This window comes from Streptomyces sp. bgisy159, assembly GCF_965341775.1.
Lineage (GTDB): Bacteria > Actinomycetota > Actinomycetes > Streptomycetales > Streptomycetaceae > Streptomyces.
The window spans coordinates 198,627-212,772 of sequence record NZ_CBDQZH010000007.1 but is presented as its reverse complement, the minus strand read 5'-3'; the positions used below and the strand labels follow the sequence as shown (position 1 = coordinate 212,772).

Here is a 14,146-nt window from a genome sequence, read left to right as displayed (position 1 = left end):
CGGGCTACGACGGCATCTTGTCGCCCAGCATCGCCAGGTTCTCGATGGCGGCGAGGCCGTAGAGGGCGGTGGCGTTGGTGCTGATCCAGGGCACCTCGCTGCCGCCCACGAGGGCGGTGGGGCCGTCGACCTTCACCGTCCTCCAGTCGTTGGACTCCTTGTAGTCCCAGGTGTCCCGGCTGTTGTAGAACTGCCGCCACGCGCGCTCGGCGAGCGTGGCGTCGCCGGTCTGCACGGCGGCGTACGCGTCGAGCCGCGAGTGGCCCTGGAACAGGAGCAGGGTGCCGAAGTTCTTGCCGTAGCGGGCGGCCTGCTCCGCCTTGCTCGCGTTGTAGTAGCGGCAGTAGTCGAGGTAGGCCTCCTTGAACTTCGGCATGTCGACCAGGTGGATCAGCTCGGCGCACAGCTCACCGAGGCCGAAGACGGCCGACAGGTGTGAGACGTTGACCTCGGGTGTCCCGGCGACGGCGAACCGGCCGGTGTCCAGGTCGTAGAGGCCGCTGCCCTGCACGAAGCCGTTGGGCTGGGCGGCGATGGTCTCCATGGTGGACAGCACGCGCGCCCTGGCCTTCTCCCACTTGGGGCCCTTGCGCTCCCACTCGGTGAGCCAGGCGGAGACCAGGCCGCTCCAGTCGGTGCCGAAGCCGATCGACAGGGCGTGCCGGTCGGGGGTGTAGGGCTCGGTGCGGATCTTGCGGATGGGATCGAGGACGAGGAAGGTCTCGTCGGAGTCGACGTTGGCGTGCATGAGGTCGCCGACGCGTTCGTCGGCGGTGAGGAAGTAGTAGTAGCGGCGGTAGGTGGTGTTGGCGATGCGCTGCTGCTTGGCGCTGTCGGCGTAGTGCTGCACGCCGTGCCGGGTGCCGAGGCCGGCCCACTTGCCGAGGTGGTAGACGTCGACCTCCCCGGTGTGCCGGGTCATGGCCTCGGCGAAGCGGAACAGGTCGGAGCGGCCGGAGCGCAGGTAGGCGAACCAGAGCCAGAGGTCGGGCGAGAGTTCGGAGTTGTCCCACGCGTAGCCGCCGACGTCGTAGCGCCACTGGTGCCGTGCCTCGTCGTACGAGTGCATGATGTCGCCGTAGTCCCAGAAGCCGTACCAGCGGCGCTGCTCCACCTGGTCCTTGTAGTAGGTGAAGAGGAAGTCGAGGTGGTCCTCGATCTTCGCCTTGGCGGGCGTGGAGCGGTCCGGCTCGGAGTAGAGGCCGGGGCCGAAGACCTGGGCCTTGATCAGCTGCCGGGGTGGTGCGGCGAGCTGGGGCAGCACCCGGACGGCCTCGGCCTGTTCGGCGAGCTTCTCGGGGGCGGGGGTGGACTCGTTGGCCCAGAAGAGGAGTTCGGAGGTGCGGGCGATGCCGTAGGGGGTGCCGAAGCCGGGCTCGTAGTCCTCGTAGGTGATGTTGAGCCCTTCGAGCTGCTCGGGGTAGGTGTCCTGGCCCATCCCGTCGTGGTAGAAGCGCAGGTCCATGGGCTGGGCCTCGGGCGACCAGAGCCAGAGGGTGACGTGGGCCTCGTCGGTCTGGGCGTCGCGGATGTCGAGCTGGGCGGGGAACTTCTCCCAGAAGTCCCTGAGACCGAAGGAGAGTCCGCCGCTCGCACCGCCGACGTAGCCGAAGCCGGAGGCGCGCCTGCCGCCGCCGGCGGCGATCCAGCCGTGGCCCTTCTTGGTGCGCTTGCGCACGGTGAAGCCGTCGGCGGACAGCTGGGACAGGGTGTAGTCGCCCCACTCGGGGATGTACTGCAGCCGGCTGGTGACCCGCTGGTCCCAGGTGGCCGGGTCGGGCAGTTTCTCGCCCTTGAACTGGGCGGCCTGGACGGCCGCGCCCGGGTCGCGGCGCAGGCCGGTGATGCCCTTGACGGCCTCGCGCAGCAGGCCGGTGCCCTCGCCGCCGATGCGGATGTGGCGGTCGTAGGCCTCGTCGCGCAGCGGGACGGTGAAGCGGACGCCGAGGCCTCGGACGAAGTCGCCACTGGCCTTGCCGGGCTCCTGCTTCCCGTCGTAGGTGATGGTGTGGACCATGCGGAAGGAGTCGGCGCCGGCGTAGAAGTACAGGCGGATGGAGAACGGCAGCCAGCTCCGGTTGCCCTTGCGGTGCTTGCCGTCGACGCGGACGACGGCGCGGACCGGGCCCTCCTGTTCCACGGTGACCTCGTCGATGGCGCCGTCGAAGCGCTCGGTCTTCACGGTGCCCTGATCGCCGTCCTCGATCTCGGGCTGGCGGACGAGGACGAGCCGGCCGTTCCTGGCGATCTCGGTGGAGCCGCGGGTGACGGACTTGACGATCCCGGCGCCGTTCTTGCCGATCCTGACGGTGATGACGCCGGTGGAGACGTCGATGGTGCCGCCCCGTTGGTCGACGGTGACCTCGTTGGCGGGGGCCGCGGGGGTGCCGGTGGTCAGGGTGAGCTTGCCGGAGCCGGAACTGACGGCGTGGGCGGACCACTTCAGGGAGCCGTCGGGCCAGTAGGCGATCGGCCAGGACTGCACGGGAACGGCCTTGCCGTCGGCGTCCGTGAGAGCGAAGGCCTGGTCCGGCTGGTGGGCGCCCATCGGCCAGGGCACGCCGAGCGTGGAGCCGGGGGCGGCGCCGAGGCCGCCGTCCTCCAGCCAGTCGAGGGTGACCGGGTCCTGGTCGGCGGATCCGGCGCTCGGCGCGGCCTGCGCGGGGTTGTTCCCCAGCGCCCAGCTGAACTGGGCGGCGGCGCCGGTGACCGCGGCGGCCTTGAGCAGGGACCTGCGGGGCATGGGAGTCATGGAAGGTCTGCCTTTCCTTTCCGTGCGGGAGGGGTGCGTGCGGGGCACGACCTGGAACTGCTGGTCAGGGGCATGACAGGGGAAGGCGCGGCGCGCGGGGCGCCGGCCCGGTCCGGTAAGGGGCGGCCGGTCAGCGGTGCCGGTACCGCTCCTCCACGGCGACGGCGGCCGCCGCGACTGCCCCCAGGACGGGGACCGCCAGCGGCGCGGCGAACCAGGTGGAGACGGCGACGACGGCCAGGCCGCCGACGATCAGGAAGGACCCGGCCGGGTCGAGGACGGTCCGGCGGCCCGCGTCCGCGAGCAGGGCACGCCAGCGGGCGTCCGGGGTCCAGACGGCGGCCGCACGCAACCCGGCCACCAGCGCGCCGATCAGCGCGACCACGCCGACCGCCCCGACCAGCGGACCGCCGGGCAGACCGGCCTCCACGGCCTGGACGTCCACCCGGACCGCGGCCAGCGCCGCCCAGCCGGCCGCCCCGACCAGCCAGCCGCCGCGCACGGCGGTCCGGAAGTCGGCGGCGAACTCCCGCCAACCGCCGTTCTGATGGCCGGTACGGCGGCGCAGGTGCCGGGCGCCGGCGGCGAAGGCGGCCGGGTAGGTCACCACGCCCAGCGAGGCGATGGCGATCCACACACCGGTCAGCAGTGCCTCGGCGAAGACGGCGAACCGCTCGGCGAACCGCTCGGCGAACGGTGACTCCTCGTGTGCTCTCACCCGGGCCCGGCCCATGCGGCGGCTCACCTCAGCCCTTCAGCCCGGAGGTGGCCATGCCGTCGATGAGATAGCGCTGGAAGGCCAGGAAGAAGGCGAGCACCGGCAGCAGGGCGACCAGCGACATGGCGATCATCCCGCCGTAGTTGGCCACGCCCTCCTGGTCCACGAACATCTTCAGCCCCAGGGAGACGGTGTACTTGTCGGGCTCGTTGAGGTAGATCAGCGGTCCCATGAAGTCGTTCCAGGCGTTGATGAAGGTGAAGATCGCGCTGGTGATCAGCGCCGGGCGGCACAGCGGCAGCACGATCGACCAGTAGATCCGCAGGTGCCCGCAGCCGTCGAGGCGGGCGGCCTCGTCGAGTTCCTTGGGCAGGTTGCGCATGAACTGCACCATCAGGAAGACGAAGAACGCCTCCGTGGCCAGGTACTTGCCGAGCAGCAGCGGGGTGTACGTGTTGATCAGGCCCATGTTGCGGAAGAGCACGTACTGCGGGATGAGCAGGACGTGGTACGGCAGCAACAGCGTGCCGATCATGAGCGTGAACAGCAGGTTGCGGCCCGCGAACCGGATCTTCGCGAAGGCGTAGGCCGTCAGGGAGCAGGAGATCAGGATCCCGGCCACCGAGCCGACCGCCAGGAAGATCGAGTTCAGGAAGAACGTGGAGATCGAGATGTCCGCGATGCCGTCGGCGAGGCTGGTGTAGTTGGTGGTGATCGGGTCGCTCGGGAAGAGGTCGAGGCTGCCGACGACGTCCTCGCTCTTCTTGAAGGACCCGCCGACGACCCAGATCACCGGGTAGAGGATCACGGCGAGGATCGCCAGCGACCCGAGGTGCCAGGCGAGGGAGCCGGACAGCTTCCGGCGCAGCCCGGCGGCCCGGGCGGGGGCAGGCGCCCTCCCGGTGGCCGGTGGGGGGACCCGCGGGTCCAGCGGGGTCGAGAGATCGGGGGAGCTCATCGGGCGCCCTCCTCGTAGTGGACCCAGCGCTTCTGGGACCAGAACAGCACCGCCGTCACCAGGGCGACCGCGACCAGGAGCATCCAGGCCATGGCGGAGGCCAGGCCCATCCGGCTGTTCTCGAAGCCCTGAACGTAGAGGTAGCAGGTATAGACCATCGAACCGTCGGCGGGACCGCAGGCGTTGCCTCCGGCACCGCCGCCGACGATGTACGCCGAGCTGAAGATCTGGAAGGAGTGGATGGTCTCCAGCAGGACGTTGAAGAACAGCACGGGGGAGATCATCGGCAGGGTGATGTTCCAGAACCGCCTCAGCCGGCCCGCCCCGTCGACCTCGGCCGCCTCGTACAGCTCGCGCGGGACCTGCTTGAGGCCGGCCAGGAAGATGACCATGGGGGCGCCGAACTGCCAGACGGTCAGTGCCACCAGGCTGTAGAGGATGAGGTCCGGGTCGCCGGTCCAGCCGCCGGCGTCGATGCCGAAGACCTGCTGCGCGCGGTCGACGACCGCGTCGTCTGAGAAGATCGCCTTCCAGACGATGGCGACCGAGACGCTCGCGCCGATCAGCGACGGCGCGTAGAAGGCAGCCCGGTAGAAGGCCTGTCCGCGCCGCTTCTGCGCCAGCAGCAGCGCCACGCCGAGCGCCAGCAGCAGCTTCAGCGGCGTCCCGACGGCGACGTACCACAGCGTCACCCGCACCGAGTGGCGCCAGCGCGGGTCCCCGAACATCTCGGAGAAGTTGTCCAGGCCGATCCACCGGGGGCTGTCGAACAGGTTGTAGTCGGTGAACGCGAAGTAGAGGGAGGCGACCATCGGGCCCGCTGTGAGCAGCAGGAAGCCGGCGATCCAGGGGGACATGAACAGATAGCCGGCCAGGGTCTCCCGACGGCCCCGCCGCTTGGCGTCGGCGGGGCGCGCGGACGTCACCGGACCGTGCCGCGGCTCGGAGCGCCGGGTCGGGCTCTCCGTGGCAGGGGCGTGCGTCACGGTGGATCCCATCAGTTGCCGAGAGCCGTCTTCGACTCGCTGAAGAACTGCTTGACGGCGTCGTCCACCGAGCGGCTGCCCAGCCCCACTTCCTCACCGATGCGCAGGAACGCGGCCTCGCAGATGTCCGCGCCGTTCGGGTGCGGGGTGATGGGCTCCAGGACACCGGCCTCGACCAGGGACTGCTCGTACTCGGCGATCGCCTTGTTCACCGGGTCGGTGGGCTGGAACGCGTCGTACTGGGCCTGGGTGGCGGGCACCCCGCGGTCGTACCCCATGATCCTGGCGACCTCGGGATCGTGGACCATGAAGCTGATGAACTGGGCGACCTCCTTGGGGTGTTTGGTGCGCTTGGAGGCGCTCAGCATCAGCGAGCCGAGGTACTGGCCGGTCTTCTTGCCGTCCGTGGTCGGGATGGGGGCCAGGCCGTACTCGCTCTTGCCCTCGGAGGTGTAGCGGACGGTGAAGTTGTCCCAGGTGAACTCGCCGCCGGCGAGGCCGGCCGCGACCGCCGACTTGGGCTTGATCTGGGCAACCTTCTTCTGGTCGGCGTACAGGCCCTGCTTGACGCCCGCCTCGGCCTTCGTCCACCAGTCCGTCAGATCCGGTTCGGCGAAGCCCAGTCCGTCCTCGGTGAAGAACGCCTTGCCGTTCTGGCGCAGGTAGAGGTCGTAGAGGTACATGATGTTGTACGGGCCGGTGTCGCCGGCGCGGCCCGACTTGTCGCGGATCTTCGCCATCGCCGCGTGGTAGTCGTCCCAGGTCCAGCCCTGCTCCGGGGTGACGCCGGCCCTGGTGTAGACGGGCTTGTCGATGACCAGGGCCATGGAGTTGGAGCCGACCGGGACACCGAGCAGCTTGCCGTCGATCTCGCCGAACTTCTCCAGACCCGCGCGGAAACCGTCCATGGAGAGGTTGCCCGCCTTCACCTGCTCACCGAGGTCCAGGAGCACATTCTTCGCGTCGTATTTGCGCAGGAATCCAATGGCATTCTGAAAGACGTCCGGCGGATTCCCCCCGGAGGCCTGGGTGTTGAACTTCTTCCAGAAATCCGTGTACGGCTGGAAGTCGGTCTTGACCTTGATCTTCGGGTACTTCTTCTCGAAGAGCGCGATGGTCTTGTTGATGCGCTGGGCACGGTCCTCCGCACCCCACCATGCGTAACGGATCGTCACCGTCCCGTCGGACGACGTGTCACCGTCCCCACCGCAGCCGGCCGTGGCGGCCAGCCCCAGCGTGGCCACGGACGCCCCGGCCGCCTTCAGGATCGTCCGCCTCTCAACACTCCTGCTGGTTCCCACGGTCGGGCCCCTCCCCGCAGCGTCCTCGCTGCATGAATCGTTTCAAGAAAGCGCTTGCTGGCACAAGGTACGTAGGGGTGGGGAGAGCGTCAATGATTCGGACAGGAATTTCTCGCGGGCCCGGGCGGCGAGGGGCGAGCGCCGGGGCGGCGGGGCCGGTCGACCGGGACGGAGAACGTGCAGGTGAGCGATGCGTGGTCGAAGTACCGAACGCGCTCGTCGAGTTGAGGCGCCGGCGGAAAACCGAGGAAGAGGGGGCGGCGCCGGGCAACGCGAGGGCTCGGGGCGCCGGTGAGGTCCCGGGGGGTCGGGAGGAGGTCCCCGGGGGGGCCGGGAGGAGGTCCCCGGGGGCGGAAGTGGACGGCGGAACTGCCAGGTGAGCGGCCGTTGTGGGCGAGGCATGACGCCGGGGTTTCCACGCTGACTCGGGCGGGACGGGGCGGCCCCTGGCCTGGGGAAGACGGGTGCGCTGCGGGCCGGAAGCACCGACGCATGGCGTTCCGCGCGGTCGGCCGCCCATGCGGCCCTCGTCCGCCCTCCCGGCGACCACAGCCCGCGATCGAGGGAGGCTCCGGCGGGCGCGGGTCCAAGGGATTTTCCGGCGCGCGTCCAAGCCGCCGGCGTCGCCTACGCCTACGGCGCCGAACGCGAGCCCCCACGCCCGAAGAGCGGGGAGAAACGCCGTCGGCCCGCCTGCCGAGGGGCAGACGGGCCGACGGTCCGGGTGGGCGATACTGGGTTCGAACCAGTGACCTCTTCGGTGTGAACGAAGCGCTCTCCCACTGAGCTAATCGCCCGGGCGCAGGAAGAACATTACCCCATGTCACGGGGTGCCTGTGACCAGGGGCGGGCGGGCGGGGCGTCCGCCGGGCTCACTGGTTCTCGATCTTCCACGGCATGACGAACCCGAACTTCCACACGTAGACGCCGGTGATCACGCCCACGATGACGAGGCCGAGCGCGGTCAGGATCAGGTTGCGGCGGCGCACCTTGGGGTCGAGGGCACGCTGGGCCGCCTCGGTCACCTTGCGTTTGGTCCAGCGCAGCACGAGCTGGGCCCAGACGAACTCGGTCGCCCAGATCGCCATGCCACCGAAGATCACGACCCACCCGGGTCCGGGCAGCGGCAGCATGATGACGCCGGCGCCCACCACCGCCAGGCCGACGACGAACACGCCGACCTGCCAGCTGAGGTGGAGCACCCGGCGCGCCTTGACGAACTCCGGCGCCCGGGAGCCGAGCCCCTCGGTCTCTTCCCGCTCCTCCGTCGCGCTGCCCGCCTTCACGTCGTCCACGGTCATGGCACCCTCGCCGAACCGGTCACTCCCCGTATTCATACGACCAAACCCTACCCGAGAGAAACTGCTCACCGGAATGGTCGTACCCGGAGAACGCACCCTCCGCCGGACGAGGTACGTAAAGACACGCAAAACACTCAGAGGGGTTTACAACGGCACCGTAGGTGGCATGTCGATTTCGCCGACGTGCGAATCCCCGAGCGCACACTGAGCGAAAGGCCCTGGCGCTTATGAACACCACGGTCAGCTGCGAGCTGCACCTGCGCCTCGTTGTGTCGAGCGAGTCCTCCCTGCCTGTCCCCGCAGGCCTGCGGTACGACACGGCCGACCCCTACGCCGTGCACGCCACCTTCCACACCGGAGCCGAGGAGACCGTCGAGTGGGTGTTCGCCCGCGACCTCCTCGCCGAGGGCCTGCACCGGCCCACCGGCACCGGCGACGTCCGCGTCTGGCCGTCGCGCAGTCACGGCCAGGGCGTCGTCTGCATCGCCCTGAGCTCCCCGGAGGGCGAGGCCCTGCTCGAAGCCCCGGCGCGGGCACTGGAGTCCTTCCTGAAGCGCACCGACGCCGCCGTGCCCCCCGGCACGGAGCACCGGCACTTCGATCTGGATCAGGAGTTGTCGCACATTCTGGCGGAGAGCTAGAGCACGGTCCCCAGCGCACCGCCCGGCACCGTCCACTCGGGGAGACGGTCCGCGGCGGTACGGCCCCCTACGCCAGTCGCCGACGCCGCACCACCGATCCGTACGATCGGTGGTGCGGCGTCGGCGTGTGCGGTCGCCGCGATCCGCGGCCGGGATCCGGTGGCTCCGCTCGCCGGTACGGCTACCATCGGCCAGCATCGGCGGGCACCCGCCCGTCCTCAGGCCAGGGAGCGAATCGTGTTGATCACCCACGACACCCGGTGTGCCCTCGATGCCGTGGTGGATCTGGTGAACACCGCACCGGAGGACGAGACGACCCCCGACGGGCTGGCGGACCTCGGCGCCCTCGCGGAGTTCGTGCGCGGTCATGCGATCAGTGATGTCGGTGTGCTGTCCGAGCTCGACCTCTCGGCGGTGCGCAAGATCCGCGGGCGGTTCGCCCGGATCTTCGCTGCCCCCGACGCCCGTACCGCTGCGGGGCTGATCAACGAGCTGGTCGCCGCGGCCGGAACCACTCCGAGGCTCACCGACCACGACGGCTACGACTGGCATGTGCACTACTTCGCGCCAGGTGCCTCCGTCGCGGACCATCTGGCGGCCGACTGCGGCATGGCGCTGGCGTTCTTCGTGGTGGCCGGGGAACAGGAGCGACTGCGCCGCTGCGAGGCGCCCGACTGCCGACGCGCCTTCGTCGACCTCTCCCGCAACCGTTCGCGCCGCTACTGCGACAGTCGTACCTGCGGTAACCGCCTCCATGTCGCCGCCTACCGGGCTCGGCGGAAAGAAGCGGCGGGCTGAGAGTCGCTCCCGACGGCGCGGCGCCGGGCGGGTGCGGCCCGTGCGGGCCGCCCGGGTGTCGACGCGGTCCCCCGGCGGGTGGCGCCGGGGGACCGCGGGTACGGCTCAGAGCAGCAGCAGGTCGTGCAGCGCGGCCATGAGCAGCAGACACCCGATCACCGCAAGGAAGATCATCAGCGGTGGCTGGGAGAGGGCGAAGAGGCATCCGCGCGGCTCGTCCTGCGGCGGCGCGGCCTCGCTCTGTTTCGTGTCCAGCATCTCGCGGTGATGATGGCGCAGCCGACCGCCCCGGCGCGATCAGCGCCCGGAGCGTGAACAGGAGGGCGCCGATTTGGCGATCTCCTTTTCACACGGTGATCACTTCCGTGCGCCCGCGCGCCCGTCTGTGTCGTTTCGCGCCGCGGGCGGCAGCGGGCGCCCGGCGCTCATATGCCGTGCTTCTTGAGGATGGCCTCGATGTCGCTGAAGTCGTCGGAGGCGTCCGAGCGGGGCGCGGCGGCGGGCTTGGCCGTCGGCCGGGCCGCGGAGCCCAGGGAGGGCGCCGAGGCCGCGGGCGCGACCGCCTCCGTCCGGCCGGCGCGGGCCGCTCTGCGCTCCTGGCGGGCGCCGCCGCCCCGGCGACGCTCCACCGCACGGGTGAGCGCGAACAGTCCCCACGCGACGCCGAGCACGCCGAATCCGGCCCACGCCGTCGGGCTGAAGGCGGTGTCGGCGACCCAGTCGACGACGCCGGTCATCACCAGCCCCAGCGGCACCAGCGCGTAGGCGGCGATGCGGGTGGCTGCGAGGAAACGCTTGCGGTAGGCCGTGACCGCCGCGATGCCCAGGCCGGCCGCGGCGACGGCGGAACAGACGGTCTCGGCAATCATCCGGTCCTCCAGAAACAGGAGACGTGGCGGGTCGGGCCGGGGAGGCCGGCCTCATCCGGTCCCTTCCATCGTGCACCTCACCGGGTCCCGCGGGCCATGTTCCCGGCGGACATCAGGGACATCTCCGGGTCGCCTCCTCCCCAGGTGCCGCTCGGGCGGTCGTCACCGGGGACGGCCGGACGCCGGTCGTCGTGGTCCGGATTGGGGAGCGGGAGGGCCGGCTGGGAGACTGGGGTCATGAACGACTCCTCCCCCGCCGCTCCCGCCTCGCCGCCCGTCGCCGCCGTCGACCCCGTCGTCCTCGACGTGTGGTGCGAACTGCAGTGCGCGGACTGCCGCAGCGCCCTCACCGATCTGCGTGCCCTGCGCGAGCGCTACGGGGACCGGCTGGAGCTGCGGCTGCGGCATTTCCCGCTGGAGAAGCACAAGTACGCCTTCGCCGCCGCGCAGGCCGCCGAGGAGGCCGCCGAGCAGGGGCGGGGCTGGGCGTACGTGGAGGCCGTACTGGACCGGGTCGAGGAACTGGACCGTCGGGGCGAGCCCTTCCTGGTCGAGGTGGCGGACGAACTCGGCCTGGACTCGGAGGAGTTCGACACCGCTCTGATCGACGGCCGGCACATCCTGATCGTGGACGCCGACCAGGCCGAGGGCAAGGCGATCGGCGTGACCGGCACTCCCACGTACGTCATCGGCGGGGAACGTCTCGACGGCGGCAAGAGCCAGTCGGGCCTGCGCGAGCGCGTCGAGGAGATCACCGACCGGCTGCTCGGCCAGGACGACGCCTGACAGTGAGGATGTGTGACGTGGTGACAATGTCGTCAGGTCTGCCCTCTGGCCTGACCGGCGTCCACTGAGCCGCCGAAAGCAGCCGCGGATCGACGCCGGCCTCCGCTACACGTACCCGGAGCCACCGCGGCGCCGTGCGCGCACCTCACTCCGGCGCCGTGCGCGGAGAAACCCGCCGCAGCGTCGGCCACGGCCTCACAGCAGCGCCTTGTACAGGGTGTACTGCCGGGTCTGGTAGCCGAGGGATTCGTAGAGCCGCTCGGCGGGGGTGTTGCCCGCGAAGACGTTGAGTCCGATGACCCGCCGTCCGGCGGCGATCGCCTGGGCCTCGGCCAGCAGCATGAGGGTGCGGCCGTGGCCCCGGCCGCGGTGGGCGGTGTCGGTCTTGACGTCGTAGACGTAGGCCTGGTCCTCGCGCGGGCCGACCCACAGGGTGCCGACCGGTGTGCCCGCGTGCTCCAGGACGCTGAGCCACACGTCCGGTGTGCGCGGGCCGTCCGGCAGCAGTGTCGCGTGGTCCCGCTCCGACTTGGCCCGGGCCTCGCTCTCGGGCACACCCCGGTCGACGAGGCTGCGGACGTACTCCTCCCGGCTCTCGGCCAGCCAGGGGCCGTACTCCGCCTCGGTCATCGATCGGGCCCGGCTGTCCGGGGGCAACGCGGGCGGGGTGTCGCCGAGCGCCTTGTCCATGAGGCGGTTGCGGACGACGTAGCCGAGGGCGTGGACCAGCCGCAGCGCCGCCCCGGCGGTGGCCGGGACCGTCGTCTCGATGCGCCGGCATCCCCAGCCGCGCGCCACCTCCTCCGCGGCGAGGGCGGCCACGGTGGCGCGGCCGCGCCGGCGGTCGGGCTCCTCGATCCGCAGGTCCACGATGCGGGCGACGGTGTCGCCGAGCAGGGGGTGGGTGTCGAGGTGGAGGGCACCGACGGGACGGCCGTTCACGCACACCTGGTAGTGGCGTGAACGCGTTCCGTCGGCGTTGCGCTGAAGCGGCTCGATCGGCCGCAGGGTCGTGGTCATCACGGGTGTTCTACCCGGTGGCGGAGCCGCAGTCAGCCCGTTTTCCCGGGCTGTTCCCCGGCTCCCGCCGTCGCCTCAGGGGTCGAGGTCGGCGCCGGCCCGCTCGTCGAAGGTCCGCATGGCCTTGGCGGTCACCGGCCCCGGCGCACCCGGGAGTTGGCGCTCGTCGACGCGGTGGACGGCCTGGACGTCGCGCAGGGTGGAGGTCAGGAAGACCTCCTCCGCCCGCTCCAGCACCTCCAGCGGCAGGTCGGTCTCCCTGGCGCCGGTCCACTCCACCGTCAGCGCGCGGGTGATGCCGGCGAGGCAGCCGGAGGCGAGCGGCGGGGTGTGGATCTCGCCGTCGAGCACCACGAAGACGTTCGACCCCGTGCCCTCGCACAGCTGCCCGACCGTGTTGCCGAACAGCGCCTCGGAGGCGTCTCGTTCGCGGGCGCGGGCGAGGGCGACCACGTTCTCGGCGTACGACGTGGTCTTCAGGCCGGCGAGCGCGCCGCGCTCGTTGCGGGTCCACGGGACGGTGATCGCGGCGGTGGAGTCGGGCCGGCGGGTGGTCGCGCCGAGGGCGACCACCAAGGTGGGGCCGTGCTCACCGCGGTCGGAGCCGAGGGGGCCGTGCCCGCCGGTGTAGGTGATGCGCAGCCGGCCGAGCGGCACCGGGTTGGCGTCCAGCACGGCGGCGCAGGCGCGGCGGACCTCGTCGAGGTCCGGGTCGGGCAGGCCGAGGCCGCGCGCCGAGCGGGTGAGCCGGTCGAGGTGGCGGCTGAGCGCGAAGGGCCTGCCGTCCACCGCCTTGACCGTCTCGAAGATGCCGTCGCCCACGGTCAGTCCGTGGTCGAAGACGGAGACACGGGCGGACTCGGTGTCCTGCAACCCGCCGTCGAGCCAGATCTTCACTTCTCCAGGTCCTCTCCGCTCACCTCGTACGCCCCCGACGCTACCGCGAGCAGCCGGGACGCCTTCAGTTCGGTCTCTCGCCACTCCCCCTCGGGGTCCGATCCCCAGGTGATACCGGCGCCGGTGCCGAAACGCAGGACGGCCGCGCCGTCGGCGGCGCGGTCGATCCAGAAGGTGCGGATACCGACGGCCAGCCCGCCGGTCCCGCGGTCCGCGTCGACCCAGCCGATGCCGCCGCAGTAGGGGCCGCGCGGCGCGGTCTCCAGGGCGTCGATGATCCGCAGCGCGCTGGACTTGGGCGCGCCGGTGACCGAGCCGGGCGGGAAGGCCGCGGCCAGCAGCTCGGGCCAGCCGGCCCCGGCGCGCAGCTCGCCGCGGACCGTGGACACCAGGTGGACCAGGCCGGGGTGCTTCTCCACCGCGCACAGGTCGGGGACCGTGACGCTGCCGGTGGCGCAGACGCGGCCCATGTCGTTGCGGACCAGGTCCACGATCATCACGTTCTCCGCGTAGTCCTTGTCCAGCAGGTCCGCCTCGGTGCGGCCGGTGCCCTTGATGGGGCCGGACTCGACGGTCCGGCCGTCGCGGCGCAGGAAGAGCTCGGGGGACGCGGTCGCGATCTCGACGCCGTGAGCGGGCAGGCGGATCGTTCCGGCGTACGGTGCCGGGTTGCCGCGGGCCAGCAGCGCGGTCAGGGCGTCCACGTCCGCGTCGGGGCCGACGGGCGCCGACAGCACCCGGCAGAGGTTGGCCTGGTAGACCTCGCCGGTCGCTATGTGTTCGCGGATGCGGCGCACGCCGGCGGTGTAGGCGGCGTGGTCGAGGGACGAGGTCCAGTCGCCGGCCGCCGGTCCCCGCCAGGCCCCGGGCACGGGCGCCGGCACGGGGGCGTGGCGCACGTCCGCGAAGCGGGCGCAGGTCAGCCGCCCCTCGTAGTCCGCGGCGACGGCCCAGAAGCCGGTGGAGTCCAGGGCGGCCGGGTCGCCGGTGACGTCGAGGAGGCCGGTGGCGACGCGGTCGCCGAAGCGGGCGAGAGGAGGCAGGTGGAGCACGCTGTCGAGTCTAGGACGGCCGTCCGGGGGCGGCCCCGGCACCGGCCGTGGGAGCGTGACCAGGTGC

The 14,146-nt window shown here is 71.3% G+C and carries 15 protein-coding genes and 1 tRNA gene; 3 read left to right on the top strand and 13 right to left on the bottom strand.

The genetic code is table 11. The annotated features are described in order from the left end of the window. Positions 1 to 4: 4 nt before the first annotated feature. The 7 genes from ACSLTV_RS10380 to ACSLTV_RS10350 all read right to left on the bottom strand — a co-directional run bounded on the left by ACSLTV_RS10380 (position 5) and on the right by ACSLTV_RS10350 (position 8,052). The gene (locus tag ACSLTV_RS10380) at positions 5 to 2,752 is read right to left on the bottom strand and encodes a Tat pathway signal sequence domain protein (RefSeq protein WP_435612004.1); all 2,748 of its coding nucleotides are present in this window, start codon (positions 2,750 to 2,752) and stop codon (positions 5 to 7) included. A gap of 130 nt (positions 2,753 to 2,882) precedes the next feature. Continuing rightward, positions 2,883 to 3,485: a hypothetical protein gene (locus ACSLTV_RS10375; RefSeq protein ID WP_432134440.1), complete on the bottom strand. Its 603-nt coding sequence runs from the start codon at positions 3,483 to 3,485 to the stop codon at positions 2,883 to 2,885. 13 nt (positions 3,486 to 3,498) lie between these two features. Continuing rightward, positions 3,499 to 4,428: a carbohydrate ABC transporter permease gene (locus tag ACSLTV_RS10370; protein ID WP_432134441.1), complete on the bottom strand. Its 930-nt coding sequence runs from the start codon at positions 4,426 to 4,428 to the stop codon at positions 3,499 to 3,501. After that, positions 4,425 to 5,426 (bottom strand): carbohydrate ABC transporter permease, encoded by a 1,002-nt coding sequence (locus ACSLTV_RS10365; protein WP_432158852.1) that lies wholly within the window; start codon positions 5,424 to 5,426, stop codon positions 4,425 to 4,427. The genes ACSLTV_RS10370 and ACSLTV_RS10365 overlap by 4 nt, the downstream gene beginning before the upstream one ends. Next, positions 5,426 to 6,715 carry an ABC transporter substrate-binding protein gene (locus tag ACSLTV_RS10360; protein ID WP_432134443.1) on the bottom strand — a complete coding sequence of 430 codons (1,290 nt, stop codon included), beginning with the start codon at positions 6,713 to 6,715 and terminating at the stop codon, positions 5,426 to 5,428. The genes ACSLTV_RS10365 and ACSLTV_RS10360 overlap by 1 nt, the downstream gene beginning before the upstream one ends. Positions 6,716 to 7,440: 725 nt before the next feature. Further along, positions 7,441 to 7,512: transfer RNA gene (locus ACSLTV_RS10355), tRNA-Val, on the bottom strand. A gap of 75 nt (positions 7,513 to 7,587) precedes the next feature. Further along, complete coding sequence (locus ACSLTV_RS10350; protein ID WP_432134444.1) at positions 7,588 to 8,052, bottom strand: TIGR02611 family protein; 465 nt, start codon at positions 8,050 to 8,052, stop codon at positions 7,588 to 7,590. Between the two features lie 191 nt (positions 8,053 to 8,243). Between ACSLTV_RS10350 and ACSLTV_RS10345 the strand changes: the two genes are divergently transcribed. Further along, the gene (locus ACSLTV_RS10345; protein ID WP_004002642.1) at positions 8,244 to 8,657 is read left to right on the top strand and encodes an SsgA family sporulation/cell division regulator; all 414 of its coding nucleotides are present in this window, start codon (positions 8,244 to 8,246) and stop codon (positions 8,655 to 8,657) included. A gap of 237 nt (positions 8,658 to 8,894) precedes the next feature. Continuing rightward, positions 8,895 to 9,455, top strand: a complete 561-nt coding sequence (locus ACSLTV_RS10340; protein ID WP_432134445.1) for a CGNR zinc finger domain-containing protein — start codon at positions 8,895 to 8,897, stop codon at positions 9,453 to 9,455. Between the two features lie 105 nt (positions 9,456 to 9,560). Here the strand turns inward: ACSLTV_RS10340 and ACSLTV_RS10335 are convergent, their stop codons facing one another. From ACSLTV_RS10335 to ACSLTV_RS10325, 3 genes are all read right to left on the bottom strand, one after another. Further along, complete coding sequence (locus tag ACSLTV_RS10335) at positions 9,561 to 9,713, bottom strand: hypothetical protein (protein WP_432134446.1); 153 nt, start codon at positions 9,711 to 9,713, stop codon at positions 9,561 to 9,563. Between the two features lie 167 nt (positions 9,714 to 9,880). Next, positions 9,881 to 10,324: a hypothetical protein gene (locus tag ACSLTV_RS10330; RefSeq protein ID WP_432134447.1), complete on the bottom strand. Its 444-nt coding sequence runs from the start codon at positions 10,322 to 10,324 to the stop codon at positions 9,881 to 9,883. A gap of 77 nt (positions 10,325 to 10,401) precedes the next feature. Further along, positions 10,402 to 10,563, bottom strand: a complete 162-nt coding sequence (locus ACSLTV_RS10325) for a hypothetical protein (RefSeq protein ID WP_432134448.1) — start codon at positions 10,561 to 10,563, stop codon at positions 10,402 to 10,404. Between ACSLTV_RS10325 and ACSLTV_RS10320 the strand changes: the two genes are divergently transcribed. Then, positions 10,562 to 11,110, top strand: coding sequence for a DsbA family protein (locus tag ACSLTV_RS10320; protein WP_432134449.1), 549 nt, complete (start codon positions 10,562 to 10,564; stop codon positions 11,108 to 11,110). The genes ACSLTV_RS10325 and ACSLTV_RS10320 overlap by 2 nt on opposite strands. Positions 11,111 to 11,305: 195 nt before the next feature. On the opposite strand, the gene ACSLTV_RS10315 is transcribed toward ACSLTV_RS10320, so the two are convergent. The 3 genes from ACSLTV_RS10315 to ACSLTV_RS10305 form a co-directional block, all read right to left on the bottom strand. Next, positions 11,306 to 12,130 (bottom strand): GNAT family N-acetyltransferase, encoded by an 825-nt coding sequence (locus tag ACSLTV_RS10315; protein WP_435612003.1) that lies wholly within the window; start codon positions 12,128 to 12,130, stop codon positions 11,306 to 11,308. Between the two features lie 75 nt (positions 12,131 to 12,205). Further along, on the bottom strand, positions 12,206 to 13,027 hold the full coding sequence (locus ACSLTV_RS10310; protein ID WP_432134451.1) for an aminotransferase class IV: 822 nt from the start codon (positions 13,025 to 13,027) through the stop codon (positions 12,206 to 12,208). Further along, a complete protein-coding gene (locus tag ACSLTV_RS10305) occupies positions 13,024 to 14,079 on the bottom strand; it encodes a chorismate-binding protein (RefSeq protein ID WP_435612002.1) in 1,056 nt (351 codons plus the stop codon). The genes ACSLTV_RS10310 and ACSLTV_RS10305 overlap by 4 nt, the downstream gene beginning before the upstream one ends. Positions 14,080 to 14,146: the final 67 nt, after the last annotated feature.

Coding starts and splice junctions, on each gene's coding strand:
- ACSLTV_RS10380 (WP_435612004.1), bottom strand. CDS start 2,752: ATGACTCCCATGCCCCGCAGGTCCCTGCTCAAGGCCGCCGCGGTCACC.
- ACSLTV_RS10375 (WP_432134440.1), bottom strand. CDS start 3,485: ATGGGCCGGGCCCGGGTGAGAGCACACGAGGAGTCACCGTTCGCCGAG.
- ACSLTV_RS10370 (WP_432134441.1), bottom strand. CDS start 4,428: ATGAGCTCCCCCGATCTCTCGACCCCGCTGGACCCGCGGGTCCCCCCA.
- ACSLTV_RS10365 (WP_432158852.1), bottom strand. CDS start 5,426: ATGGGATCCACCGTGACGCACGCCCCTGCCACGGAGAGCCCGACCCGG.
- ACSLTV_RS10350 (WP_432134444.1), bottom strand. CDS start 8,052: ATGAATACGGGGAGTGACCGGTTCGGCGAGGGTGCCATGACCGTGGAC.
- ACSLTV_RS10345 (WP_004002642.1), top strand. CDS start 8,244: ATGAACACCACGGTCAGCTGCGAGCTGCACCTGCGCCTCGTTGTGTCG.
- ACSLTV_RS10335 (WP_432134446.1), bottom strand. CDS start 9,713: ATGCTGGACACGAAACAGAGCGAGGCCGCGCCGCCGCAGGACGAGCCG.
- ACSLTV_RS10330 (WP_432134447.1), bottom strand. CDS start 10,324: ATGATTGCCGAGACCGTCTGTTCCGCCGTCGCCGCGGCCGGCCTGGGC.
- ACSLTV_RS10320 (WP_432134449.1), top strand. CDS start 10,562: ATGAACGACTCCTCCCCCGCCGCTCCCGCCTCGCCGCCCGTCGCCGCC.
- ACSLTV_RS10325 (WP_432134448.1), bottom strand. CDS start 10,563: ATGACCCCAGTCTCCCAGCCGGCCCTCCCGCTCCCCAATCCGGACCAC.
- ACSLTV_RS10315 (WP_435612003.1), bottom strand. CDS start 12,130: ATGACCACGACCCTGCGGCCGATCGAGCCGCTTCAGCGCAACGCCGAC.